This is a genomic window from Stenotrophomonas sp. RIT-551 (genome assembly GCF_026241915.1).
Lineage (GTDB): Bacteria > Pseudomonadota > Gammaproteobacteria > Xanthomonadales > Xanthomonadaceae > Stenotrophomonas > Stenotrophomonas bentonitica_A.
The window spans coordinates 293185-318318 of the sequence record NZ_JAPJIU010000001.1 but is presented as its reverse complement, the minus strand read 5'-3'; the positions used below and the strand labels follow the sequence as shown (position 1 = coordinate 318318).

Sequence of the window (25134 nt, the reverse complement as noted above, 5' to 3'; positions counted from 1 at the left end):
TCGGCACTGCCGAGCTGCAGCACCGGAAGGCCGCGCTCATCCCGCGGCCTTCCGCTTCCCTCACCTGCGCGCTACCGTGGGCGCCACCCGCCCCTGCCATCAGGATGCCGATGTCCGCCATGCCCGGCCCGATCGAGGAACTGCATGATCTGGATCCGGCGCAGCTGCACGCGCAGTTGCCCGGCTGGACCACGCCGAAGGTGATCCGCGGGCTGGTGGCCAGGTGGCCGCTGGTCGCCGCAGCGACCCGGTCCGCGCAGGCGGCGGTTGACCATCTCAAGCAGTTCGATCACGGCGCGCTGCCAGTCACTGCCACCACGGCGCCACCGGAGGCCCGGGGACGGGTGTTCTACAACGCGGACATGAGCGGCTTCAATTTCCGCCGCGAGCAGATCCCGTTGAAGGTCGTGCTCGATACCCTGCTCAAGTACGCGCCGGCACCGGCACCGCCGTCGATCTATGTGGCATCGACCACGCTGGACAGCTTCCTGCCTGGCTTCCGCCAGACCAATGCGCTGGAACTGGGGGTGGACGATCCGCTGGCCAGCATCTGGATCGGCAACCGCTCGCGCATCGCCGCCCACCAGGACGTGCCGGACAACCTGGCCTGCGTAGCCGCCGGCCGCCGCCGCGTCACCCTGTTCCCCCCATCGCAGGTGGGCAATTTGTATATCGGGCCACTGGATTTCACGCCGGCCGGGCAGGCGGTCAGCCTGGTCGATTTCGCCGCACCGGACCTGGTGCGGTTTCCACGCTTCAGCGCGGCACTGGCGCACGCACAGGTGGCCGAGCTGGGGCCGGGCGATGCCGTGTTCATTCCATCGCTGTGGTGGCACCACATGGAAGGGCTGGAGGCGTTCAACGTGCTGGTCAATTACTGGTGGCGGCCGGTGCCGGCGTGGATGGATGCGCCGATGAACGCATTGATGCTCTCGCTGCTGGCGCTCCGCGATCTGCCGCCGGCGCAGCGCGCGCATTGGCAGGCGATGTTCCAGCATTACGTCTTCCAGGCCGATGAACACACCACCGCGCACATCCCCGAGGCAGTACGCGGTGTGCTCGGACCACTGGACCAGGCCGGCGCCGATCACCTGCGCGGCGTACTGCGCAGGCGCCTGGAACGCTGAAGGCCGCCACCGCGGTGCCCACTTCACCCACGTGGGGGTGTAATCCGCAATAATCGCCGCCCAAAGAGTTGTTGACCGCCCGGGGGCGGGGTCGTCGAAAGGCGGGCGCGGCACGCGCACCGGTTCGGCACTGTGTCGTGCGCTCCTGACTGCTTCGCTGCTGCCGTTCCATCCGCGTGTTCCGGTTGGTGCTGCACCCTGCTGCCCGTGAACCGCATGCGCCCGTTGTCCGCCCGCCTCAACCTCGGCACGTTGATCCTTGCCCTGGCCCTGCTCAGCGCGATCATCGCCCTGGCCAACACCCTGCATGCCAGCTACCGCGTGCAGCGCGAACAGTTGATCAGCAACACGCTGGAAGCCAACCGCGTGTACGCCAGCAAGCTCGCCGAATCGACCCAGAACTTCGTGCTCTCCGCTCAGCAGCAGGTGGCCTACAGCGCCACCGTGCTCGGCCAGCGCCAGCATGATCGCCAGGCGCTGGAGGCCGAGGCCGCCCGCCTGCAACTGCAGACCAACAGCTTCAACTCGGTGTTGATCGTCGATGCCGGGGGCACCGTGCTGGCTACCTCACCGCAGAGTCTTGCCCTGCAGGGCGTGCTGCTCAACAGTGCTGGCAACCGCGACGCCCTCGCCCGGCGTGCGCCGTTCATCAGCGATCCGTACCAGTCGGCCACCGGCCGGCTGCTGGTGGCGATCTCGCACCCGATCTTCTCCGCGCAGGGCCAGTACCAGGGCTACGTCAGCGGCACCATCTACCTGCGCCAGCGCAGCATCCTGCAGTCGTTGCTGGGCAAGCACTACTACCGCGATGGCTCCTACCTGTACGTGGTCGACCGCAATGGCCGCATCCTGTACCACATCGAGCAGGACCGGGTCGGCCAGTTCGCGCTGCAGAACCCGGCCGTGCAGGCAGTCACCCAGGGTCACTCGGGCGCCCAACAGGTGCGCAATACCCATGGCGTGCAGATGCTGGCCGGCTACGCCCCGGTACCGAGTGTCGGCTGGGGCGTGGTGGCCCAGCGCCCGGCCACGGCCACCCTGGCATCCTTGTCGCAGCTGATGTCCTCGGTGATCTGGAATGCGATCCCGCTGGGCATCCTGTCGCTGCTGATCACCTGGTGGTTTGCGCGGCGCATCTCGCTGCCTCTGTGGCAGCTGGCGCGCAACGTGCAGAACCGCGACACCGGCATCGCGATCCGCCACGTCACCGGCATCCGCGCCTGGTACTACGAGGTCGCCCAGCTCAAGACCGCCCTGCTGTATAGCTTCAACCTGCTCCAGGACCGCATCGGCAAGCTCAACCGCGCCAGCATGACCGACCCGCTCACCGGCCTGCAGAACCGGCGTGGCCTGCAGCAGGGCCTGGAAGACTGGCAGGCGCGCGGCCAGCCGTTCGGGATCATCGCGCTGGATATCGACCGCTTCAAAACCATCAACGACCGCTTCGGGCACGCTGTTGGCGATGCGGTGATCCTGCGCATCGCGCAGCTGATGCGCAACGACGCGCGCGATACCGACCTGCTCTGCCGCAACGGTGGCGAGGAATTCCTGATCCTGCTGCCGGGCATCGATGCCGCCAAGGCTGCCCAGGTTGCCGAGCGCCTGCGCGTGCAGGTCGCCGCCGAAGTTTTCGAGCAGGTCGGCACGGTCACCGTATCGCTGGGCGTGGCCCACTACCCGACCTACCACGACGATCCGCAGCAGGCGCTGCGGCTGGCCGACAAGGCGCTGTACATGGCCAAGGAACAGGGCCGCAATCGCACCGTGGTGTACCCGCAGCCCGGCAGTCCGGGCGTTGGTTGAGGGACCGCGGGCGCGACGCCCGCGCTCCTGTCAGCCTCAGCCGCCGAGCGGCGTCAGCAGCTTCGGCGCCTTGCTGGCGGCGTCGGCCATGAACACGCCGCCGGCGGGCAGCAGGTCGGCATTGGCATCGGCGCTCAGTGCCTTGTCGCTGCGCCACGGGGCCTGCTGGTGCGGGCCGGGAATGTAGGCATCCCAGCGGCCGTAGCGCTCCACCTCATCGCTGAACGAGAATCGCACCGGCACCCGGATGGTCCAGCTCGCCTCGTCCTTCTGATCTCCGGTAGAGGGCGCCTTGAAGGTCCACTTGCGTGCGGCGCCCATCGACACGCGGGCCAGCTTGTCGCGCATTTTCCGCATGTTCGCCTCGTTGGCGATCACACGAAGATTGACCTGCTCGGTGGCCACATCCAGCACCTTCCCGTCGCGCCCGACCTGTATCAACAGCAGTACATCGCCACGCCCGCGCGCGTTGAAGACATCCTCGGGATACACCGGCGGCGTCATCTTCACCTTGGTGACGTTGTCGGTCGAGGTTTCGTCGTACGTTTCGAAATTCGCTGCCAGCAGCGTGATCAGGCCGGTGCCATCGGGGTTGTTCTTCGCACCCAGGCGGATGGTGGCCGGGGTACGTGCCTTGACGGCCTGGCCATTCACAAGCACCGGGGCGAAACGCCACGTCTTCACGGCATTTTCGACGAAGGTGACGATGGTCTCGTCGACCTGCGCGCGCTTGTCCAGACGGAACGCTTCGACCTGGCCTTCGGTGCCGATATCGATCTCGCCGGTAAGCACCATGCTGGCTTCGGCCTGCTCGCGCACCTCACGCTTGGTCTGTGCGTCCGCATCGGGGACCACGACCATGCCCACGCCGCTGAAGGCCAATGCCAGGGCAAGAATAGGGGAACAACGCATCGCACTCTCTCCTTGTGGATGCCTGACAGCGTAGCGCAGTGGGAATCGGGTGGACAATCAGGCCAGCCGCAGCGCCCCGGCGTACGGCGGGGTATCCGGAAAATCACCGGCCGCGAAACCGGCCTGCAGCCGCTGCCACCACGCCGGATCGAACAGATGCCCGAAGTGCTCGCGCACCGCCGCCAGCTCGGGCGCCGGCAGCCCCATGAACATCCAGAAGCGCTCGGGAAACACATCCTGGGGGCCGATCTGGAACCATGGCTCGTCGGCCAGCGCTTCCTCTTCGTTGCGCGGCGCCGGCCAGGCGCGGAAGGCACACTCGGTGACCAGGCACAGCTCATCGTAGTCGTAGAACACGGCACGCCCATGCCGCGACACGCCGAAGTTCTTCGGCAGCATGTCGCCGGGAAAGATGTTGTTGCGCGCCATGTCGGTGATCGCCTGCGCGTAGTCGAGCGCGGCAATGCGACGCGCCTCGGCGGTCTGCTCGCGCAGGTACAGATTGAGCGGACGGAAGCGTCGCTGCACGTAGCACAGCGCGATCACCAGTTCCTCGCCCTCCTCATGCACGCTGCCGGCGCACTGGGTCAGCAGTTCCTCGCGCAGCGCCGCGGAGAAACGCGACCGCGGGAAGCGAAGGTGCCGATAAGGCTGCGCGTCGAGCAGCCGGCCGACACGGTCCAGGTTGAATACCAGCGCATACTTCTCTTCGACCTGGTGCCGGGTCATGGTCTTGGGCCAGGCGAAACGGTCGCGGATCAGCTTGAACACCAGCGGATAGCTGGGCAGCGTGAACACCGCCATGACCATGCCGGGCGTGCCATCGGCATGCACCAGCTGCTCGCCGGGCTGGTCCTGGAAGTGACGGAAGAACGTGCGATAGCGCTCGGTCTTGCCCTGCTTGGCGCGCCCGAGCACGGTGTAGATCTCATCGACCGGCTTGCCCGGCAGCAGGCTGCGCAGGAACACCACCGCATCGCCAACGGTCGCCAGGTCGGCCTGGAAGTAGCTGCGCGAGACACCGAACAGATGCGCGAGATCGCGGCGCCGGCTCAGCACCGCATCGACGCGCAGGCCGCGCTCGTCATGGACCAGTGCGATCACGCAGGGCGAGAAGCGATGCTCGCCGAAGACGCGCCCCACCAGATAGGCGCGGCGCTCACGGTAGAACACCGTATCGAGCAGTTCGATGCTGCGCACCGGGTAATCCCCCCAATGTGCCAGATCGTCCTGCAGGCGCACGGCCACCGCCGCGGCGCAGCGCAGCTGGTGTGCATACGGCACATCGAACCGATAGTCGCCGAGCACGCGCATGAACGCGTCCGCCGGGCGCGTGGGAGAGAGCGTATAGCTGTGTCGCGCGACCGGATGGGTAATGGCATCGGACGGCTCCACGTCCATCGCCATGAACTCGATCGCACCGTCCACACCGCGGGTGGCGAACAACCGCCGCGCCAGTGTGTTGTAGAAGGTCTTGTAGAGCTCGGCGTCGATCAAGCCGGCCAGCAGTGCAGCGTAGGCGGGGCGTATGCGCAGCCACAGCGCGCGCTCACCGATGTCCGCGCCCGCTGCGCGGCGCAGGGCATCGACGGTCCCGGCGATGCACAGGTCGTACAGCCCGATGCGCTCCACGGCGTCCTGCCGGGCTCCGGCCCAGTCCCTCTGTTCGAAACGCTGGCGCGCGCGCCGGCTGATCGCCGCGAAGCGCGCATGGTAGTCCTCGAAGCCATCGCGAATCAGCCGCGCCAGCGCATCGGCTGCCGTGTTCATGCGGCACCCCGGACAGCGCAGTGAGATAACCGGCAGGAACAGCGAGCGCGCATGCAGCCACTTCCAGGGAACCTGTTGCCACCATACGGCAGCGACGGGGCGCTTGCCCAGCGGGCGCGCATGAAAAAACCCGCGCCGGAGCGCGGGTTCTTCATCGATCACCGCAATGGCGGGACCGCTGCCTTACAGCGCAGCCAGCGCGCTGTTGAAGGTGCTGCTGGGGCGCATCGCGGCGCTGGCCTTGGCCACGTCCGGGCGGTAGTAGCCACCGATATCGACCGCCTTGCCCTGCACCGCGGCCAGCTCACCGACGATGGCCTGCTCGTTCTCGGCCAGTGCCTTGGCCAGCGGCGCGAAACGGGCCTTCAGCGCGGCATCGTCGTCCTGCGCGGCCAGGGCCTGGGCCCAGTACAGCGCGATGTAGAAGTGGCTGCCGCGGTTGTCGATGCCACCGAGCTTGCGCGACGGCGACTTGTCGTTGTCCAGGAACTGGCCGTTGGCCTGGTCCAGGGTCTTGGCCAGCACGGTGGCACCGGCGTTGTCGTAACGGTTGCCCAGGTGTTCCAGCGAAGCGGCCAGGGCGAGGAACTCACCGAGCGAATCCCAGCGCAGGTAATCCTCTTCCACGAATTGCTGCACGTGCTTGGGGGCCGAACCACCGGCACCGGTCTCGAACAGGCCACCACCGGCCATCAACGGCACGATGGAGAGCATCTTGGCGCTGGTGCCCAGCTCCATGATCGGGAACAGGTCGGTCAGGTAATCGCGCAGCACGTTGCCGGTCACCGAGATGGTGTCCTCACCCTTGCGGATGCGGTCCAGCGAGAAGGCGGTCGCCTCCACCGGCGCCAGGATGCGGATGTCCAGGCCGTTGGTGTCGTGGTCCTTCAGATAGGTCTCGACCTTGGCGATCACCTGCGCGTCGTGCGCGCGGTTGGCATCCAGCCAGAACACCGCAGGGGTGTTGCTCAGGCGGGCGCGGTTGACGGCCAGCTTCACCCAGTCCTGGATCGGGGCGTCCTTGGTCTGGCACATGCGCCAGATATCGCCGGTCTGCACGGCGTGCTCGAACACCACGGTGCCCGCCTCATCGGTGACGCGCACGGTGCCGTCGGCCGGAATCTGGAAGGTCTTGTCGTGCGAGCCGTATTCCTCGGCCTTCTGCGCCATCAGACCGACGTTCGGCACCGAGCCCATGGTGGCCGGGTCGAACGCGCCGTGGGTGCGGCAATCATCGATCACGGCCTGGTACACACCGGCGTAGCAACGGTCCGGAATGACGGCCTTGGTGTCCTGCAGCTTGCCGTCGGCATTCCACATGCCACCGGAGTCGCGGATCATCGCCGGCATCGAGGCGTCGACGATCACGTCGCTGGGCACGTGCAGGTTGGTGATGCCCTTGTCCGAATTGACCATGGCCAGGCCCGGGCGCTTGCCGTACTCGGCAGCCAGGTCGGCCTTGATCGCCTCCTGGGTTGCTTCCGGCAGCTGCGGCAGGCGCGCGAACAGATCGCCGATGCCGTTGTTCGGATCGAACCCGGCCTGCTTGAGCACGTCGGCGTGCTTGGCCAGCACGTCCTTGTAGAACTCTTCGACCACCACGCCGAACATGATCGGGTCGGAGACCTTCATCATGGTGGCCTTCAGATGCAGCGAGAACAGCACGCCCTTGGCCTTGGCATCGGCGATCTGCGCCTGCACGAACGAGGCCAGCGCATTGCGGCTCATCACGGCGGCATCGACGATTTCACCGGCCTTGACCGCGGTCTTTTCCTTGAGCACGACGCTGCTGCCGTCGGCCTTGAACAGTTCGATCTTCAGGCTGCCGGCGTTGGCCAGCGTGGCCGACTTCTCGCTGCCGTAGAAGTCACCGCCATCCATGTGCGCAACGTGCGACTTGGAGTCCTTGGACCACTTGCCCATGCGGTGCGGGTGCTTGCGCGCGTAGTTCTTGACCGACAGCGGCGCGCGGCGATCGGAGTTGCCTTCGCGCAGCACCGGATTCACCGCACTGCCCTTGACCTTGTCGTAGCGCGCCTTGATGTCGCGCGAGACGTCGTCGGTCGGCACGTCCGGGTAGTTCGGCAGCGCGAAGCCCTGGTCCTGCAGTTCCTTGATCGCGGCCTTCAGCTGCGGGACCGAGGCGCTGATGTTGGGCAGCTTGATGATGTTCGCGTCCGGGGTGGTCGCCAGCTGGCCCAGTTCGGCCAGGTGGTCGGCCTCTTTCTGGTCGTCCTTCAGGTAATCCGGGAACAGGGCCAGGATGCGGCCGGACAGCGAGATGTCGCGGGTTTCCACGGCGATGCCGGCGGTGGCGGTGTAGGCCTCGACGATCGGCAGCAGCGACTGCGTGGCCAGGAACGGGGCTTCATCGGTGAGCGTGTAGAGAATCTTGGGCGTGTTCGACATGGGGGATCAGGGCTCTCTTGCAGATCTCGTGAATGATGGCCGGCGGCAATGCCGGGCCGCGTGCAACCGTGTCGCGTGCAGGGCCTGGCATAGCGGGCCCGCACTTTCCCCGGGGACCGCGCCGACCAACGGCGCGCACGGCGGGAAACCCCCGCATTGTCGCGTTTTCAGCCCCCCGGAGCAAAGCCATCCCATACGCAAACGTACTGGAACGGTGTGATGCATCAGCGCCAACCGGCAGCTCAGGCGCCCTCCGGGTGCAGATCCGCTCATTCGGAAACTGCTGCGGCCTCTGGGAGACCGTCCACCCATTCCGCAAGAGGCTTTCCCCACACGCTTTGGCGAGGACACGTGAGTGTCTGGCTGCTGTGGTTGCGCTTGAAACTACATACCCGGAACCCGCCAACTGCCGCTGCCAGGTCCTTTCGCTGTGAGGCGCCGGTCGCCGTGCCGATCAGATGCAGCGGCATGACACCCGATCGGTCAGGCCTGACGAAGATGTCGTATCGGGTCGAATCGCCCTCGGCTGTTCTGTAGCCTGAAAGCTGATAGCCAGGAAGGGTTAATTTCAGATCGATAGACGATCCCGGACTGGGCGGTTGCGGTGCGTCGCCCTCATAGACCAGCAACACGCTCCGCTGATCTTTCAGAAGGTCATGAATCCCGAAATCCGCAGGTGATTCGTAGCTGATCGACATCCCGGCGGGGACCCGCAGGCACGCGCCATAGAGGAAGTGATCGCAACTGTGGCCCCATATTGCTGCTTCCTGTCCACATGCGTATCCAGGAACAAACGCCATAGCAGGCGCAAAGAAACACCACATCCCCGTTTTGCTCATTGCCGCTCCTTGGATCCCAGCGCCGCGCCATGCCCCATCCTCCGACTATACGAGTTCCGCCATCCGCGGATAGTGTGGATCGGGTGATGCCACCGCTGGAGCCTGCTGCAAGCCTGAAACCGAGTCCTTCCGTGAGGCGGCAATCATCTGGCTACGCGGGCCGCGCTGCGCTCGACCCACACCGGCGGATGTGCGCGCAATGGCATCAAGCACTTCTGCTTGCCACGCCGATGGAAAAAGAACCATAAAAAAGACGCAGCCTCGCGGCTGCGTCCATCGTGAGCCTGTTGCCGGGAGAGAGTCGGCGTCTAGGCTTACTTGACCTCAAACTCCTGCGGCGATCCAGCCGCCTTACCATCTACCGTGACTTCCGCGCGGTACTTGCCCGCCGGCCAGCCATTGGCATTCTTGAAGGAGATGTTGGTGGTCTCGGCACCGGTGGTATTGACCACCTGGTTCTGCTCACCGGCAACCTGCCCGTTCTGGAAGGTCAGCTTGGCCGCGACGTTGGCGTTGTTGGCGCTGCCGTCCGTGCGGATCGAGACGATGATGTCGTCCTTCGGCGCGAACAATGCGGCCGAGGTGACGGTCTTGTCCGCCGCAGCGGTCTTGCCCACGGTGACGGTCGAAACGGTCACGCCGGTGGCAGCGGTCATCGGCTGCGGCGCGGCTTCGGTCATCGGAGCCGGTGCGGCAGGCGCGGTCGCCGCCGGCTGTGCGTTGTTATCGGCGGTGTCTTCTTTCTTCTTGCAGCCAGCCAGGGCCACGGTGGCCAGAAGCGCAGCGAGAACGGCAGTACTGATGGACGACTTCTTCATGGAGGTTGCTCCCTGTGTGATGGTGGGCAGTAAAGTGGATCAGGCTTTGGGCGGCAGTTTCAGGGTCTGGCCGGGCTGGATCTTGTCCGGGTCGTCCAGCACGTCGCGGTTGGCCTCGAAGATGCGCTTCCACGCATTGGCATCGCCCAGTTCCTGCTTGGCGATCTTCGAGAGCGAATCGCCCTTCTGCACCGTGTAGGTGCCTCCGACCTTCTCCGCGGTGGTATCCACCGAGGCGGTCACACCCGAGAAATCGACCTGATCGACTTTCTGCGCGGTGGTGTCAACGCTGGCGCTGACACCGGAAAAGTCGACTTTCTTATCGGTACTCATCCATACACTCCCGTCTTGATTGACGACATGGGAGGCACGGTGTCACAGCCCTTGTTAATGGGGCATGGCGTGGATGTGAAGACGTGCGGAACGCCTACTGGCGCAGGTCGCGGACCGTCCGCGCCGGGGCAGCGATGCCCGGGCTGGCCCGCCACGGGTTGATGTCCAGCCCGCCGCGGCGGGTGTAGCGCGCTTCCACTTCCAGCCACTGTGGCTGGCAGCGCTGGGTGATCTCGCTGAAGATCCGCTCCACGCACTGCTCATGGAACTCGGCGTGTTCGCGGTAGCTGATCAGGTACTTCAGCAGGCCGTCGCGGTCGATCTTCGGGCCGCGGTAGCGCACGCTGACACTGGCCCAGTCCGGCTGGCCGGTGACCGGGCAGTTGGACTTGAGCAGCGCCGAACTCAATGTCTCGGTGACCACGTCATCGGCATCGGCGAACAGGAATTCCGGCGCCGGTGGGCCGTAGCGCTCGATGGCCACGTCGCGCTCGTCCAGCGATTCGCCCTCGGCTTCTTCCACCAGCGGTGGCACCCCGAACACGACCGTCACCACCGCCCCCGCACAGGCCGACAGATCGCGCGTGATGCACAGGCGCGCAGCCGCGTCATCGTCGAAGCGCGTGCTGTTGAGCGAGTTGAGGTACAGCTTGAATGACTTGGATTCGATCAGGTTCGGCGAGGTGCACGGCACGCTGACCGTGGCCACCGCCACGCGCGGCTTGCCGCGCCCGTCCAGCCAGCTCAGCTCATAGGCCTGCCAGCGGTCATGGCCGACGAACGGCAGCGCCGCCTCGTCCAGGCCGATCTCTTCGCGGGCGCCGCGGCGCGGGATGGGGAAAAGCAGGCCGGGATCGTACTGCGACGGGTAAGCCACCTCGCGACCGAGGCTGGAGTCCTGGGGGGTATTCATGCCGCCATTTTACGCCGGTAGGCGCGCGGCGTCCGCCGGCGAAAACGAACGGACCCGGCGGCCGGGTGGTTGCATCCCCAGTCGGGGGGAGGATCGGAACCCTCCCGCCCGTGCCGGTTTTCGCCCCGGCCAACGGCCGGGACCTGCCGTCTACCCGCTTGGTGCTGACTTCAGCCTGCGCCAGGCGCCGCAGCCGCCGTCCCGTTGAGGTAATCCAGGCTCACCTGCAGCAACGCGCGCAGGCCCACATCCAGTGCCTTCTCATCGAGCAGGAACTTCGGCGAATGGTTGGCCGGCGCCGTGGCCGGATCGATCCCCTCGCCGGTCGAGCCGACGAAGAAGAACATGCCCGGCACCTGCTGGGCGTACAGCGAGAAGTCCTCGGCGCCCATCTGCAGCGGCGGCTCGTAGACATTGCCTTCGCCCACCACGGCCTGCAGGCTCGGCAGCATCCGCGCGGTCAGGGCCGGGTCGTTGACCGTGGCCGGGTTGCCTTCGGATTCGTAGATCTCGGTTTCCGCCTTGGCCCCGTGCGCGGCCGCGGTGTGCTCGGCCACGTTGCGCAGGTCGGCGAAGATCTGCTGGCGCATGCCCTCGTCGAAGGTACGGATGGTGCCGACCATCTCCACTTCATCGGGGATGATGTTGTAGCGGATGCCGCCCTTGATCGCGCCGAAGGTCACCACCGCCGGCTGCTTGGAGAGGTTGGCGCGGCGGCTGACGATGGTCTGCGCGGTGCCGACCAGGTCGGCCGTGGCCACGATCGGGTCCACCCCGTTCCACGGCGCCGAGCCATGGGTCTGGCGGCCGATCACCTTGATCCCGAACCGGTCCGAGGCCGCCATCAGCGGGCCGCCGCGCACCGCGATCTGGCCCGCGGGCACGCTGGAGAACACGTGCAGGCCGAACACCGCCTCGGGCTTGAAGTCCTTGAACAGCCCTTCCTTGAGCATCAGCGCCGCACCGCCCTCTTCCGGCGGCGGCGCGCCCTCTTCGGCGGGCTGGAAGATCAGCATCACTTCGCCGGGCAGGTTCGCGCGCATCTTCACCAGCGCGTCGGCCACGCCCAGCAGGGTGGCGGTGTGGGCATCGTGGCCGCAGGCGTGCATCACCCCGACGGTCTCGCCGCGGTAGGTGCTGGTGGCCTTGGAGGCGAACGGCAGGCCGGTCTGTTCGGTCACCGGCAGGGCGTCCATGTCCGCGCGCAGGGCGATCCGCGGGCCGGGCTTGCCGCCCTTGATGATGGCCACCACGCCATGGTGGGCGATACCGGTCTGCGGCTTCAGGCCCATCGCGCGCAGGCGCTCGGCGACCTTGGCCGAGGTGCGTTCCTCGCGGTTGGACAGCTCCGGGTGCTGGTGGAAATCGCGGCGCCAGTCGATGACCTGGGCCTTGAGGCGGGTCGCGGCGGCTGCCACTTCGGGGCGTTCGGCGGGGGCGGCGGCAGCCAGGCCGGGGGTGGCCAACAGCAGGGCGGACATCAGCAGCGACAGACGGGGCATTGCAGGTCTCCACGGGGCAGGACAACGGTCGAACCTGAATGTAGGGCATCCGGAACCGCCGCGGTGTAACTTTCTGCCCCGGCGAACGTTCATGGGGGAACCTCACCCGTCACATCCGGTCTGATCGCCCGTCCCATCCGTCATGCATGAAAGGCCACGGGCGACGAGTATGCTTTGCGCCTAGCCAACCGGGGCCCCCCGCCCTCCGCCAGCCCCCTCAGGAGTTATTGAATGTCGCGTTTCTGGAAGATCGTGCTGCTGGTGGTCGCAGTGCTGGTGGTTGCCGTCGTGGGTGTGCGCCTGATGGGCGGCAAGAAGGGAGACGCGGCAGGTCCGGCAGCCGAAGGGCGCCAGGGCGGTGATCCGGCCAATGCAGGCCCGGTGCCGGTCACGGTGATCGAGGCGGCGCGCCAGGACGTGCCGGTCTATGCAAGCGCACTGGGCACGGTCGCGGCGATGAACACCGTCACCGTGAGCCCGCAGGTCGGCGGCCAGTTGATCAGCCTGAACTTCAAGGAAGGCCAGGAAGTGAAGAAGGGCGACCTGCTCGCCCAGATCGATCCGCGCACCCTGCAGGCCAGTTACGACGAGGCCGCGGCGGCCAAGCGCCAGAACCAGGCCCAGCTCGCCACCGCCCGCTCCAACTACCAGCGCTCGAACTCGGCCGAGTACCGCCAGTACGTGGCCAAGACCGACCTGGATACCCAGCGCAACCAGGTGGCCCAGTTTGAAAGTGCCGTGGCGGCCAACGAAGCCAGCATGCGCGCCGCCCAGGTGCAGCTGCAGTACACCCGCGTGACGGCGCCGATCTCGGGCATCGCCGGTATCCGTGCGGTCGATGCCGGCAACATCGTCAGCGCCGGCACCGCGCTGGTGACCCTGACCCAGATCCACCCGATCCACGTCGTGTTCAATCTGCCCGAGCGTCAGCTGCCCGCCGTCCGCCAGGCCCAGGCCGCCGGCGCGGTGGCCATCGCCGCGCTGGACCGCAACGATGCGCACGTACTGACCGATGGCGGCAAGCTGGACGTGGTCGACAACCAGATCAGCAGCGACAGCGGCACCTTCCGCGCGCGCGCCCTGTTCGACAACGAAGACAATTCGCTGTGGCCGGGCCAGTTCGTCAACGTCCGCATGCAGCTGCGCACCATCGCCGGCGGCGTCGTCATCCCGACCCAGGCCGTGATGCGTGGCCCGGACGGCGAGTACGTCTATATCGTCAAGCCGGACAGCACCGTGGCCATGCAGACGGTCAAGAGCGGTGTGGAAGTCGGCGACAGCCAGGTGCAGATCACCGAGGGCCTGAAGGGCGGCGAACGGGTCGTGAGCGAAGGCCAGTTCCGGCTCAAGCCGGGCGCCAAGGTCACCGCGCTCAAGCCCGGCGAAACCCCGGCCGCACCGACCGAAGCCGAGCTCAAGGCCGCCCAGCAGCAGGGTGGCGGTGGACGCCGCGGTGGCGGTCCGCGCTGATCGCGCCCGCCCTGTGTACCTGACGCCGGCCCAAGCGCCGGCGTTCGCCTGATCCAACGCAGCACGACGCACCAGCAAGGACCCGCCCGTGGGCTTTTCGACGATTTTCATCCGCCGCCCGATCGCCACCTCGCTGCTGATGGCAGGCCTGCTGCTGCTCGGCATCCTGGGTTACCGCCAGCTGCCGGTGTCGGCGCTGCCCGAGATCGATGCGCCCAGCCTGGTGGTGACCACCCAGTACCCCGGCGCCAACGCGGTCACCATGGCCTCGCTGGTGACCACGCCGCTGGAGCGCCAGTTCGGGCAGATTTCCGGGCTGGAGATCATGACCTCCGATTCGTCGGCGGGGCTGTCCACGATCATCCTGCAGTTCTCGATGGACCGCGACATCGACATCGCCGCGCAGGACGTGCAGGCCGCGATCCGCCAGGCCACCCTACCCTCCTCGCTGCCCTACCAGCCGGTCTACAACCGGGTGAACCCGGCCGACGCGGCCATCGTCACCCTCAAGCTCACCTCCGATACGCGCCCGCTGCGCGACGTCAACAATTACGCCGACTCCATCCTCGCCCAGCGCCTGTCGCAGGTGCAGGGCGTAGGCCTGGTCTCGATCGCCGGCAACGTGCGCCCGGCCGTGCGCATCCAGGTCAACCCGGCGCAGCTGTCCAACATGGGCCTGACCCTGGAAGACCTGCGCAGCGCGCTGACCCAGGCCAACGTCAACGCGCCCAAGGGCTCGCTCAACGGCAAGACCCAGTCCTACTCGATCGGCACCAATGACCAGCTGACCAGCGCCGCCGAGTACCGCGACACCATCATCAGCTACAAGAACGGCCGCCCGGTGCGCCTGTCCGATGTCGCCAACGTGGTCGACGGCGTGGAGAACGACCAGCTGGCCGCGTGGGCCGATGGCAAGCCGGCGGTGCTGCTGGAAGTGCGCCGCCAGCCCGGTGCCAACATCGTGCAGACCGTCGAGCGCATCCGTACGCTGCTGCCGCAGCTGCAGAACGTGCTGCCGGCCGACGTGCACCTGGAGATCTTCAACGACCGGACCGAGACCATCCGCGCCTCGGTGCATGAAGTGCAGTTCACCCTGATCCTGACCATCGGCCTGGTGGTGGCGGTGATCTTCGTGTTCCTGCGCCGCCTGTGGGCCACTATCATTCCCTCGGTGGCGGTGCCGCTGTCGCTGGCCGGCACCTTCGGGGTGATGGCGTTCGCCGGCATGTCGCTGGACAACCTCTCGCTGATGGCGCTGGTGGTGGCCACCGGCTTCGTGGTCGACGATGCGATCGTGATGATCGAAAACATCGTGCGTTACATCGAACAGGGCAAGAGTGGCCCCGAAGCAGCCGAGATCGGCGCACAGCAGATCGGCTTCACGGTGCTCTCGCTGACCATCTCGCTGGTGGCGGTGTTCCTGCCGCTGCTGCTGATGCCCGGCGTCACCGGCCGCCTGTTCCATGAGTTCGCCTGGGTGCTGAGCATCGCGGTGACGCTGTCGATGCTGATCTCGCTGACGCTCACCCCGATGATGTGCGCCTACCTGCTCAAGCCGGACGCGCTGCCTGAAGGCGAGGATGCGCACGAGCGTGCCGCCGCGGCCGGCAAGACCACCGTATGGTCGCGCACCGTCGGCCTGTACGAGCGCAGCCTGGACTGGGTGCTCGATCACCAGCCGCTGACCCTGGCCGTCGCCGCCGGTGCGCTGGTGCTGACCGTGGTGCTGTACATCGTGATCCCCAAGGGCCTGCTGCCCGAACAGGACACCGGGCTGATCACGGGCGTGGTCCAGGCCGACCAGAACATCGCCTTCCCGCAGATGGAGCAGCGCACCAAGGCCGTGGCCGAAGCCCTGCGCAGCGATCCGGCGGTGACCGGCGTGTCCGCCTTCATCGGCGCCGGCACGATGAACCCCACGCTCAACCAGGGCCAGCTGTCGATCGTGCTCAAGGAGCGCGGCGACCGCGATGGCCTGGATGAGATCCTGCCGCGCCTGCAGAAGGCCGTGGCCGGCATCCCCGGCGTGGCGCTGTACCTCAAGCCGGTGCAGGACGTCACCCTGGATACCCGCGTGGCGGCCACCGAGTACCAGTACTCGCTGTCGGACGTGGACAGCGCGCAGGTCGCGCTGCAGGCCACCCGGCTGACCGAAGCGCTGCGCCAGCGCCCGGAACTGGCCGACGTGGACAACAACCTGTCCAACCAGGGCCGCGCGCTGGAACTGACCATCGACCGCGACAAGGCCAGCGTGCTCGGCGTGCCGATGCAGACCATCGACGACACCCTGTACGACGCCTTCGGCCAGCGCCAGATCTCCACCATCTTCACCGAGCTCAACCAGTACCGCGTGGTGCTCGAAGTGGCGCCGGAATTCCGCACCAGCACCGCGCTGATGAACCAGCTGGCGGTGGCCTCCAACGGAGCCGGTGCATTGACCGGCAGCAACGCCACCAACTTCGGCCAGGTCACCTCGTCCAACTCGTCCACGGCCACCGGCATCGGCGCGCAGAACACCGGTATCCCGGTCGGTGCGGGCAACATCATTCCGCTGGCCGCGCTGGCCGAAGGCAAGGTCACCAGCACCCCGCTGGTGGTCAGCCACCAGCAGCAGCTGCCGGCGGTCACGGTGTCGTTCAACATCGCGCCGGGCTACTCGCTGTCCGATGCGGTCAAGGCGATCGAGGAAACCAAGGCCGGCCTGGACATGCCCTCGCAGGTGCATGCGCAGTTCATCGGCAAGGCGGCAGAGTTCACCGGCAGCCAGACCGACGTGGTGTGGCTGCTGCTGGCCTCGCTGGTGCTGATCTACATCGTGCTGGGGGTGCTGTATGAAAGCTACATCCACCCCTTCACCATCATCTCCACCCTGCCGCCGGCCGGTGTCGGCGCGCTGCTGGCGCTGATGGTGTGCGGGCTGCCGCTGTCGGTGGATGGCATCGTCGGCATCGTGCTGCTGATCGGCATCGTCAAGAAGAACGGCATCATGATGGTCGACTTCGCGATCGAGGCACGCCGCACCGGGGCCAACGCGCATGAAGCGATCCGCCGCGCCTGCCTGCTGCGCTTCCGCCCGATCATGATGACCACCGCTGCCGCGATGCTCGGTGCATTGCCGCTGGCGCTGGGCACCGGCATCGGCTCGGAGCTGCGCCGCCCGCTGGGCATCGCCATCGTCGGCGGCCTGCTGCTCTCGCAGCTGGTCACGCTGTACACCACCCCGGTGATCTACCTGTACATGGAGCGCTTCTCCGAGCGCCTGCGCCAGCGCCGCGAACAGCGCGCGCTGCGTCACGGCCATGGCCCGGTGCAGGAGCCGCAGGCGTGATGACGAGCACCGCAGACCGCTGCGGAGGCGTTCGATGAACATCTCCGGCCCGTTCATCCGCCGCCCGATCGGCACCGCCCTGCTGGCCATCGGCCTGTTCGTGGTGGGCGTGATCTGCTACCTGCAGCTGGGCGTGTCGGCACTGCCGAACATCCAGATCCCGGTGATCTTCGTGCACGCCAACCAGGCCGGCGCGGACGCCACGACGATGGCCTCCACGGTGACCGCGCCGCTGGAGCGCCACCTCGGCCAGCTGCCCGGCATCGACCGCATGCGCTCGTCCAGCTCCGAAGGCAGCTCGCTGGTCTTCATGATCTTCCAGAGCGACCGCGACATCGACTCGGCCGCGCTGGACGTGCAGACCGCGATCAACTCGGCCCAGTCCGACCTGCCCGCCGGGCTGGGCACGCCAATGTTCCAGAAGGCGAACCCGAACGACGACCCGGTCATCGCGATCGCACTGACCTCCGAAACGCAGTCGGCCGACGACCTCTACAACGTGGCCGATTCGCTGCTGGCCCAGCGCCTGCGCCAGATCACCGGCGTTTCCTCGGTGGATATCGCCGGCGCCTCCACGCCGGCGGTGCGGGTGGACGTCAACCTGCGCCTGATGAATGCCCTCGGCCTGACCGCCGATGACCTGCGCAATGCGGTACGCGCAGCCAACGTGACCTCGCCGACCGGCTTCCTCACCGATGGCAACACCACCACCGCGATCATCGCCAACGATTCGGTCGCGCGCGCCGCCGATTTCGCCCAGCTGGTGATCAAGACCGCCGACGATGGCCGCGTGATCCGCCTGCAGGACATCGCCAACGTCTACGACGGGCAGCAGGACGCTTACCAGGCCGCGTGGTTCAACCACAAACCGGCGGTGGTGATGTATGTGTTCACCCGCGCCGGCGCCAACATCGTGGAAACCGTGGACCGGGTGAAGGCGCAGATCCCGACCCTGCGCGACTACCTCGAACCGGGTACCACGCTCACCCCGTATTTCGACCGCACCCCGACCATCCGCTCGTCGCTGCATGAAGTGCAGATCACCCTGCTGATCGCGCTGGCCATGGTGGTGCTGACCATGGCGCTGTTCCTGCGCCGGCTGGCCCCGACCCTGATCGCCGCGGTGACCGTGCCGCTTTCACTGGCCGGCGCGGCGCTGGTGATGTACGTGCTGGGCTTCACCCTGAACAACCTGAGCCTGCTGGCGCTGGTGATCGCGATCGGCTTCGTGGTCGACGATGCGATCGTGGTGATCGAGAACATCATGCGCCACCTCGACGAGGGCATGCCGCGCATGCAGGCCGCCCTCACCGGCGCGCGCGAGATCGGCTTCACCATCGTCTCGATCACCGCCTCACTGGTGGCGGTGTTCATTCCGCTGCTGTTCGCCGAAGGCATGATGGGCGCGTTCTTCCGCGAGTTCACCGTCACCCTGGTCGCGGCCATCGTGGTCTCGATGATCATCTCGCTGACGCTGACCCCGGCGCTGTGCAGCCGCTTCCTGAGCGCACATGCCGAAGCCGGTGCGCCGAGCCGTTTCGGCCGCCTGCTCGATGCCGGCCACGACCGCATGCTGCGGATCTACGTGAAGCTGCTGGATTTCTCGCTGCGCCACGCGCTGCTGCTGTCGCTGACGCCGCTGCTGCTGATCGGCGCGACGGTGTTCCTGTTCGGTGCGGTCAAGAAGGGCGCCTTCCCGCCGCAGGACACCGGCCTGATCTGGGGCCGTGCGAATTCCAGCGCCACGGTCTCGTTCGAAGACATGGTCAACCGCCAGCGCCGCATCACCGACATGCTGATGGCCGACCCGGCAGTGAAAACCGTGGGTGTGCGCCTGGGCAGTGGCCGCCAGGGCTCCAGCGCGCAGTTCAACGTTGAACTGAAGTCGCGCAAGGACGGCCGCCGCGAAACGACCGCCCAGGCCTTGGCCCGCCTCAGCGCGAAGGCCGACCGCTATCCCGACCTGCAGCTGCGCCTGCGCGCCATCCAGGATCTGCCCAGCAACGATGGCGGTGGTGCCAGCCAGGGCGCGCAGTACCGCGTCTCGCTGCAGGGCAACGACCTGGCCCAGCTGCAGGAGTGGCTGCCCAAGCTGCAGGCCGCGCTGAAGAAGAACCCGAAGCTGGCTGATGTCGGCACCGACGTGGACGCCGCCGGCCTGCGCCAGAACATCGTGATCGACCGGGCCAAGGCCGCCCGCCTGGGCGTGTCGGTCGGTGCCATCGACGGCGCGCTGTACGGCGCCTTCGGCCAGCGCCAGATCTCCACGATCTACTCGGACATCAACCAGTACAGCGTGGTGGTCAACGCCCTGCCGGAGCAGACCGCGACACCCGGCGCGCTGGACCAGATCTACGTACGCGCCGGCAATGGCGAGATGGTGCCGATCACCGCGGTGGCCGAACAGGTACCGGGGCTGGCACCGTCGCAGATCACCCACGAGAACCAGTACACCACGATGGACCTGAGCTACAACCTCGCCCCCGGCACCAGCATGGGCGAGGCCAAGGCCATCATCGACAGCACCGTCAACGGCATGCGCATGCCCGGCGACATCCGCCTGGCCGACGACGCCGGGTTCGGCTTCGATTCGGACCCGATGGCGATGCTGATCCTGGTGATGGCGGCGATCATCACCGTGTACCTGGTGCTGGGCATGCTCTATGAAAGCCTGATCCACCCGGTCACCATCCTCTCCACGCTGCCGGCGGCAGGCGTCGGCGCGCTGCTGGCGCTGTACGGCACCAACACCGAACTGTCGGTGATCTCGATGATCGCGCTGGTGCTGCTGATCGGCATCGTCAAGAAGAACGCGATCATGATGATCGACTTCGCGGTGGTGGCGCAGCGCGAGCATGGCAAGACACCGCTGGAAGCCGCCCGCGAAGCCAGCATCGTGCGCTTCCGCCCGATCATGATGACCAGCATGGTGGCGATCCTGGCTGCGGTACCGCTGGCCATCGGTCTGGGCGAAGGCTCCGAACTGCGCCGCCCGCTCGGCATCGCGATGATCGGCGGCCTGCTGTTCTCGCAGAGCCTGACCCTGCTCAGCACGCCCGCGCTGTACGTGATCTTCTCGTGCCTGCGCGAGCGCTGGGTGGCCCGCCGGGCGCGGCGCCGTGAGAAGCGCGCGTTGAAGCGGGCCGCCGCCGCGCGGTAGCCATTGCATCGGCAGGTACCGACCGTTGGTCGGTACGCCGCTGTCGGTACGCCCCTGTCGGCACCCCCGGCCGGTGCGCACCGGTTTGACGCGACGTAACAAAACGACAACAATTCTCATCCAGCCACGGTCCTGCGTCGCCCACTGCGATGCCCCCGCTGCCGGTTCCCGGCCAGCCTGCGCGATCCAGCCATCGACCCTCCCCCGCCCTCTGTAGATCGCGGACGGCGTTGTGCTGTCCGCCAAGGAACCCATCGATGCTGTCGTCCTCCCTGCCCCGCCTGGCCACGTTGGCCGTTGCACTGTCGCTGGCCTGCGCCGCCCATGCCCAGTCCGTACCGGACGGCACCGCGCGGGCGCGCTCGGCCACCGACCTGGACGCGATCAAGGTCACCGCCGAACGTACCCACACCGATACCGGCGCCCTCGGCGACCGCGCCGTGCGCGATACCCCGTTTGCGATCTCGGTGGTCGGCCGCGAGGACATCGAAAAGCGCCAGGTGGTCTCGCTGGGCGAGGCCTTCCTCACCGATCCTTCGGTGGTCACCCAGGTCAGCGCCTACGCCAGCGGCTGGAGTTCGCCGATCCGCAACCGCGGCATCGATCTCAGCTACGACAGCTACCGCGTCAACGGCCTGCAGGTGTCCTCGTGGGGCACCGAATGGCCGCTGGAAGTGATGGAACAGGTGGAACTGCTCAAAGGTCCCGGCGGCTTCATGTACGGCTTCGGCCAGCCCGGCGGCATCGTCAACTACGTCACCAAGAAGCCGACCGAGATCACCACGCTGTCGGCACAGCTCGGCTGGCGCGAGGCAGGCATCGTCAGCGGCCAGATCGATGTGGGCGGACGCTTCGGCAACGAGGACATGTTCGGCTACCGCTTCAACGCGTACCAGGAGAAAGGTGAAACCTTCAACGGCGGGGAGGTGAACCGCAAGGTCGGCGCCCTGTCGCTGGATGCACGCCTGACCGACCGGCTGACCTGGACCTTCGATGGCGTGTTCCAGTCGCGCGATCTCAGCAACGAGTCGCCGCAGTATTACTTCATCGGCCTGACCGAGCTGCCGCGCCCTCTCGCGGGCGACATCGACAACAGCATCGATGGCAGCTACTACGACACCCGTTCCAGCCTGCTCTCCACGGCGTTGAACTGGCAGATCAACAATGACTGGAAGGCCAGCCTGAGCTATGGCGTGACCACCTCATGGAACGACGTCAACAAGATCTTCGCCTATATCGATGACGTCAACGGCGATTACAACGTCAACACCTACGAACTCGGCGGCAAGAGCGAGTGGAAGCTGGCCCAGGCGATCGTGCAGGGCCGCTTCCAGACCGGCCCGCTGTCGCACCAGGTGGTCGCCGGCGTCTCCCACCAGACCGGGCTGGGCTGGGACCGTCCCTACGAGTGGAACACCATCGGCCGCGGCAACCTCTACCAGCGCCCGACACTGCGTCATGACGCGGTCGGCTCGCGCGTGCTCAGCCGCGGCAGCGAAACGGTGCAGCAGGCGGCATTTGTCAGCGACACCGTCAGCTTCGCCGATGGCTGGTCGCTGCTGGCCGGCGCGCGCTACAACGACTTCGAGAACAAGGGCGCGTACCACACCTATCCGGTCACCCCGACCTACGCCCTGATGTACAAGCCGGCCGATGCAGTGACGCTGTATGCCAGCTACGTGGAATCGCTGGAAGCCGGCAGCCGCGTGGGCAGCGATTACATCAACGCCGGTGACGTGCTCGACCCGACCATCAGCAAGCAGTACGAGATCGGCGCCAAGATCGAGTACCCGCGCTGGAGCGCCAATGCCGCCGCCTTCCGGCTGGAGCGTGGCGCGAACATCGATCTGCTCACGCCCGCCGGCAAGCTGCTGGTGCAGGACGGCATCACGCTGTACGAAGGCGTGGAAGTCAGCGGCGACGTGCGCCTGACCGATGCCTTCACGCTCGGTGGCGGCGTGACCTGGCTGGACCCCACCTACGACAAGCTCTCCCCCGACAGCGTCGCCCAGGAAGGCAACCGCACCGCCGGCGCCGCCCGCTGGCAGGGCGTCCTGCACGCCGACTACAGCGTCCCGCAGGTCGAGGGCCTGAGCGTGTATGCACTGGCCCGTTACTACGGTGACGTCTATTACGACGCCGACAACACGCTCAAGCTGCCCGACTACACGCTGGTCAACGCCGGTGTCGGCTACCGGATGCAGGCCGCCGGCCATCCCGTCACCTGGCGCGCCGGCGTGGAGAACCTGGCCAACAAGAAGTACTGGTCCAACGCAGGCGTCGGCCTGCCGCGCACCTTCGCGGTAAGCGTGCGCTGGGACATGTAACCGGAAGCACACAGGTAGTGCCGGCCGCTGGCCGGCTCCTCGGCATTGTCGGGAGCCGGCCAGCGGCCGGCACTACCGTCGGCGGTAGAGGTGTCTCCTTCACTCCGCACCGGCAATAATGGCGGCCTCTCTTCCGCCGAGTCGCCATGCCCTCGTTCGAAACCCGCGTCAGCCGCCTCTGGGCACATGAAAAGGCCAGCTATGGCCTGCGGGTATTCATCGCGTTGTCGGCGGCCATGGGGCTGTGTTGGTACCTGGACCAGCTGCCCGCCCTGCCCGGCGTGTTTCTGGGCATCATCGCCAGCGCGATCGCCGAGACCGACGACAACTGGTGGGGCCGGATCAAATCGGTGGCGCTGTCGCTGCTGTGCTTCGTGGCGGCCGCCGCGGCGGTGGTGGTGCTGTTCCCGCATCCGTGGTGGTTCATCACCGCCCTGGCCGCGGCCACCTTCGGGCTGACCCTGCTCGGCGCGCTCGGCGAGCGCTATGCCTCGATCGCGCAGGCCACGGTAACCCTGGCCATCTACACGATGATCGGGCTGGAACAGCACGGTGCCGCCGATCTGCCCCAGGCGATCAATGCCGTGAGCCACCTGCTGGCCGGCGCGGTCTGGTACGCCCTGCTCTCGATTCTGTGGACGGCGTTGTTCGCCAATCGCCCCGTGCGCGAGCGCGTGGCACGCCTGTATCTGGAGCTGGGCCGCTACCTCAAGCTCAAGGCCGATCTGTTCGAACCGGTGCGCGATGCCGACGTGCAGAAGCGCCAGCTCGCCCTGGCCGAGCAGAACCGGCGCGTGGTGGAGGCGCTGAACATCGCCAAGACCGCGATCCTGGCGCGCTTCGGCCGCTCCGGCCGGCCCGGCGTGCAGTCCGGCCTGTACCTGCGCCTGTATTACATGGCCCAGGACTTCCACGAGCGCGCCAGCTCCTCGCATTACCCCTACGGCGCGCTGACCGAAGCGTTCTTCCACAGCGACGTGCTGTACCGCTGCCAGCGCCTGCTCGCGCTGCAGGGCGAAGCCTGCGCCAATCTCGGCCAGGCGATCCGCCTGCGCCAGCCCTTCCAGTACGGCGAGCGCACCAAGCAGGCCACCGCCGACCTGACCGATTCGCTGGTCTGGCTGCGCGCCCAGCACAATCCCCAGTGGCAGCGCCTGCTGGCCTCGCTGGAACTGCTGGGCCACAACCTGCAGAGCATCGAACGCCGCCTGTCCGAAGCCGAGAAATCCGAGTCCACCCTGGACAACGTGGACACCCGCCTGCGCGATACCAACCCGCACACCCTGCGCGAGATGGGCGTGCGTATCCGCCAGCAGCTCACCCCCGGCTCGGTGCTGTTCCGGCATGGCCTGCGCATGGCGCTGGCGCTGATCGTCGGCTTCGCGGCGATCCGCCTGTTCAACGCCCAGAACGGCTCCTGGGTGCTGCTGACCATCGTGTTCGTCTGCCGCCCGCACTTCGGTGCCACCCGCCAGCGGCTGGCGCAGCGGATCGCCGGCACCCTGATCGGCCTGGTGCTGACCTGGGCGCTGATGCAGTTGTTCCAGGACCTGCGCATCGAGCTGCTGATCGCCCTGCTTTCGGCGCTGCTGTTCTTCTTCACCCGCAGCGATCGCTACCTGGTGGCCTCGGCGGCGATCACGGTGATGGCGCTGACCTGCTTCAACCTGATCGGCGATGGCTTCCTGCTGATCTGGCCGCGGCTGGTGGATACGCTGCTGGGCTGTGCGATCGCCGCGGCGGCCGCCTTCCTGATCCTGCCCGACTGGCAGGGCCGCCGCCTGAACCTGGTGATGGCGCGGGTGCTCGACAACTGCGCCAGGTACCTGCACGCCGTGCTCGGCCAGTACGGCAGTGGCATGCGGGACGATCTGGCCTACCGCATCGCACGGCGCGACATGCACAACGCCGATGCGGCGCTGTCCACGGCCCTGTCGAACATGCTGCGCGAGCCTGGCCACGTACGCCGCAACCTGGATGCGGGGTTCCGCTTCCTGGCGTTGTCCAACACGCTGCTCGGCCATCTCTCCGCGCTGGGTGCGCACCGCACCCAGCTGGACAGCTACGGCCAGGACCCACTCGCCCTGTCCGGCGGGGAACGCGTGGAGCAGGCGATGCAGCAGATCGCCAGCGCGCTGCAGCAGCGCGAGCCGGTGGCCGAAGACGCCAACGACGGCGACCGCGCCCTGGCCGAACAGCTGGAGCAGATCCCGGACGACATGCCGCCCCAGCTGCAGCTGATCCGGACCCAGATGGGCCTGATGCTGCGCCTGCTGCCCAAGCTGCGCGGTGCCGCCAACGAGGCCGCGCGCACGCTGCGGTAGGTATCGACCGTTGGTCGATACGGATGTTGAACGGGGCTGCCTGCCCCGAACCGCGGCGCTGCCATGCTGCGCCAACAGGGAGAATGCTAGGCTGCGCCG

General features: G+C 67.1%; 15 protein-coding genes. 7 read left to right on the top strand and 8 right to left on the bottom strand.

Annotated features, from left to right (window positions below; all coding sequences use genetic code 11):
• The first annotated feature begins 110 nt into the window (after positions 1-110).
• Together ORK51_RS01370 and ORK51_RS01365 are read left to right on the top strand one after the other, a co-directional pair.
• Complete coding sequence (locus ORK51_RS01370) at positions 111-1127, top strand: cupin-like domain-containing protein (RefSeq protein WP_266083581.1); 1017 nt, start codon at positions 111-113, stop codon at positions 1125-1127.
• Between the two features lie 216 nt (positions 1128-1343).
• On the top strand, positions 1344-2930 hold the full coding sequence (locus ORK51_RS01365) for a sensor domain-containing diguanylate cyclase (protein ID WP_266083580.1): 1587 nt from the start codon (positions 1344-1346) through the stop codon (positions 2928-2930).
• Between the two features lie 36 nt (positions 2931-2966).
• Here ORK51_RS01365 and ORK51_RS01360 read toward each other — a convergent pair whose 3' ends face one another.
• From ORK51_RS01360 to ORK51_RS01325, 8 genes are all read right to left on the bottom strand, one after another.
• The gene (locus ORK51_RS01360) at positions 2967-3842 is read right to left on the bottom strand and encodes an energy transducer TonB (RefSeq protein ID WP_139146346.1); all 876 of its coding nucleotides are present in this window, start codon (positions 3840-3842) and stop codon (positions 2967-2969) included.
• A 57-nt stretch (positions 3843-3899) separates the two neighbouring features.
• Positions 3900-5612 carry a bifunctional isocitrate dehydrogenase kinase/phosphatase gene (gene aceK, locus ORK51_RS01355; protein ID WP_266083578.1) on the bottom strand — a complete coding sequence of 571 codons (1713 nt, stop codon included), beginning with the start codon at positions 5610-5612 and terminating at the stop codon, positions 3900-3902.
• Between the two features lie 183 nt (positions 5613-5795).
• Positions 5796-8021 (bottom strand): NADP-dependent isocitrate dehydrogenase, encoded by a 2226-nt coding sequence (locus ORK51_RS01350; protein WP_266083577.1) that lies wholly within the window; start codon positions 8019-8021, stop codon positions 5796-5798.
• A gap of 269 nt (positions 8022-8290) precedes the next feature.
• Entirely contained in the window at positions 8291-8719 is a 429-nt protein-coding gene (locus tag ORK51_RS01345) for a hypothetical protein (protein WP_266083575.1), read from the bottom strand.
• A gap of 455 nt (positions 8720-9174) precedes the next feature.
• Positions 9175-9678 carry a hypothetical protein gene (locus ORK51_RS01340; protein ID WP_019183498.1) on the bottom strand — a complete coding sequence of 168 codons (504 nt, stop codon included), beginning with the start codon at positions 9676-9678 and terminating at the stop codon, positions 9175-9177.
• A gap of 39 nt (positions 9679-9717) precedes the next feature.
• Complete coding sequence (locus tag ORK51_RS01335) at positions 9718-10011, bottom strand: LysM peptidoglycan-binding domain-containing protein (RefSeq protein ID WP_070426094.1); 294 nt, start codon at positions 10009-10011, stop codon at positions 9718-9720.
• A gap of 94 nt (positions 10012-10105) precedes the next feature.
• Positions 10106-10924 (bottom strand): NADPH-dependent 7-cyano-7-deazaguanine reductase QueF, encoded by an 819-nt coding sequence (gene queF / locus ORK51_RS01330; RefSeq protein ID WP_070426095.1) that lies wholly within the window; start codon positions 10922-10924, stop codon positions 10106-10108.
• Positions 10925-11094: 170 nt separating this feature from the next.
• The gene (locus ORK51_RS01325) at positions 11095-12426 is read right to left on the bottom strand and encodes a M20 family metallopeptidase (RefSeq protein WP_266083571.1); all 1332 of its coding nucleotides are present in this window, start codon (positions 12424-12426) and stop codon (positions 11095-11097) included.
• Between the two features lie 231 nt (positions 12427-12657).
• Between ORK51_RS01325 and ORK51_RS01320 the strand changes: the two genes are divergently transcribed.
• The 5 genes from ORK51_RS01320 to yccS all read left to right on the top strand — a co-directional run bounded on the left by ORK51_RS01320 (position 12658) and on the right by yccS (position 25035).
• The gene (locus ORK51_RS01320) at positions 12658-13896 is read left to right on the top strand and encodes an efflux RND transporter periplasmic adaptor subunit (RefSeq protein ID WP_070472267.1); all 1239 of its coding nucleotides are present in this window, start codon (positions 12658-12660) and stop codon (positions 13894-13896) included.
• Positions 13897-13984: 88 nt separating this feature from the next.
• The gene (locus tag ORK51_RS01315) at positions 13985-17224 is read left to right on the top strand and encodes an efflux RND transporter permease subunit (RefSeq protein ID WP_019183493.1); all 3240 of its coding nucleotides are present in this window, start codon (positions 13985-13987) and stop codon (positions 17222-17224) included.
• Between the two features lie 34 nt (positions 17225-17258).
• The gene (locus tag ORK51_RS01310) at positions 17259-20384 is read left to right on the top strand and encodes an efflux RND transporter permease subunit (RefSeq protein WP_266083568.1); all 3126 of its coding nucleotides are present in this window, start codon (positions 17259-17261) and stop codon (positions 20382-20384) included.
• Positions 20385-20641: 257 nt separating this feature from the next.
• Entirely contained in the window at positions 20642-22711 is a 2070-nt protein-coding gene (locus ORK51_RS01305; protein ID WP_266083567.1) for a TonB-dependent siderophore receptor, read from the top strand.
• A gap of 146 nt (positions 22712-22857) precedes the next feature.
• The gene (gene yccS / locus ORK51_RS01300; RefSeq protein WP_266083565.1) at positions 22858-25035 is read left to right on the top strand and encodes a YccS family putative transporter; all 2178 of its coding nucleotides are present in this window, start codon (positions 22858-22860) and stop codon (positions 25033-25035) included.
• Positions 25036-25134: the final 99 nt, after the last annotated feature.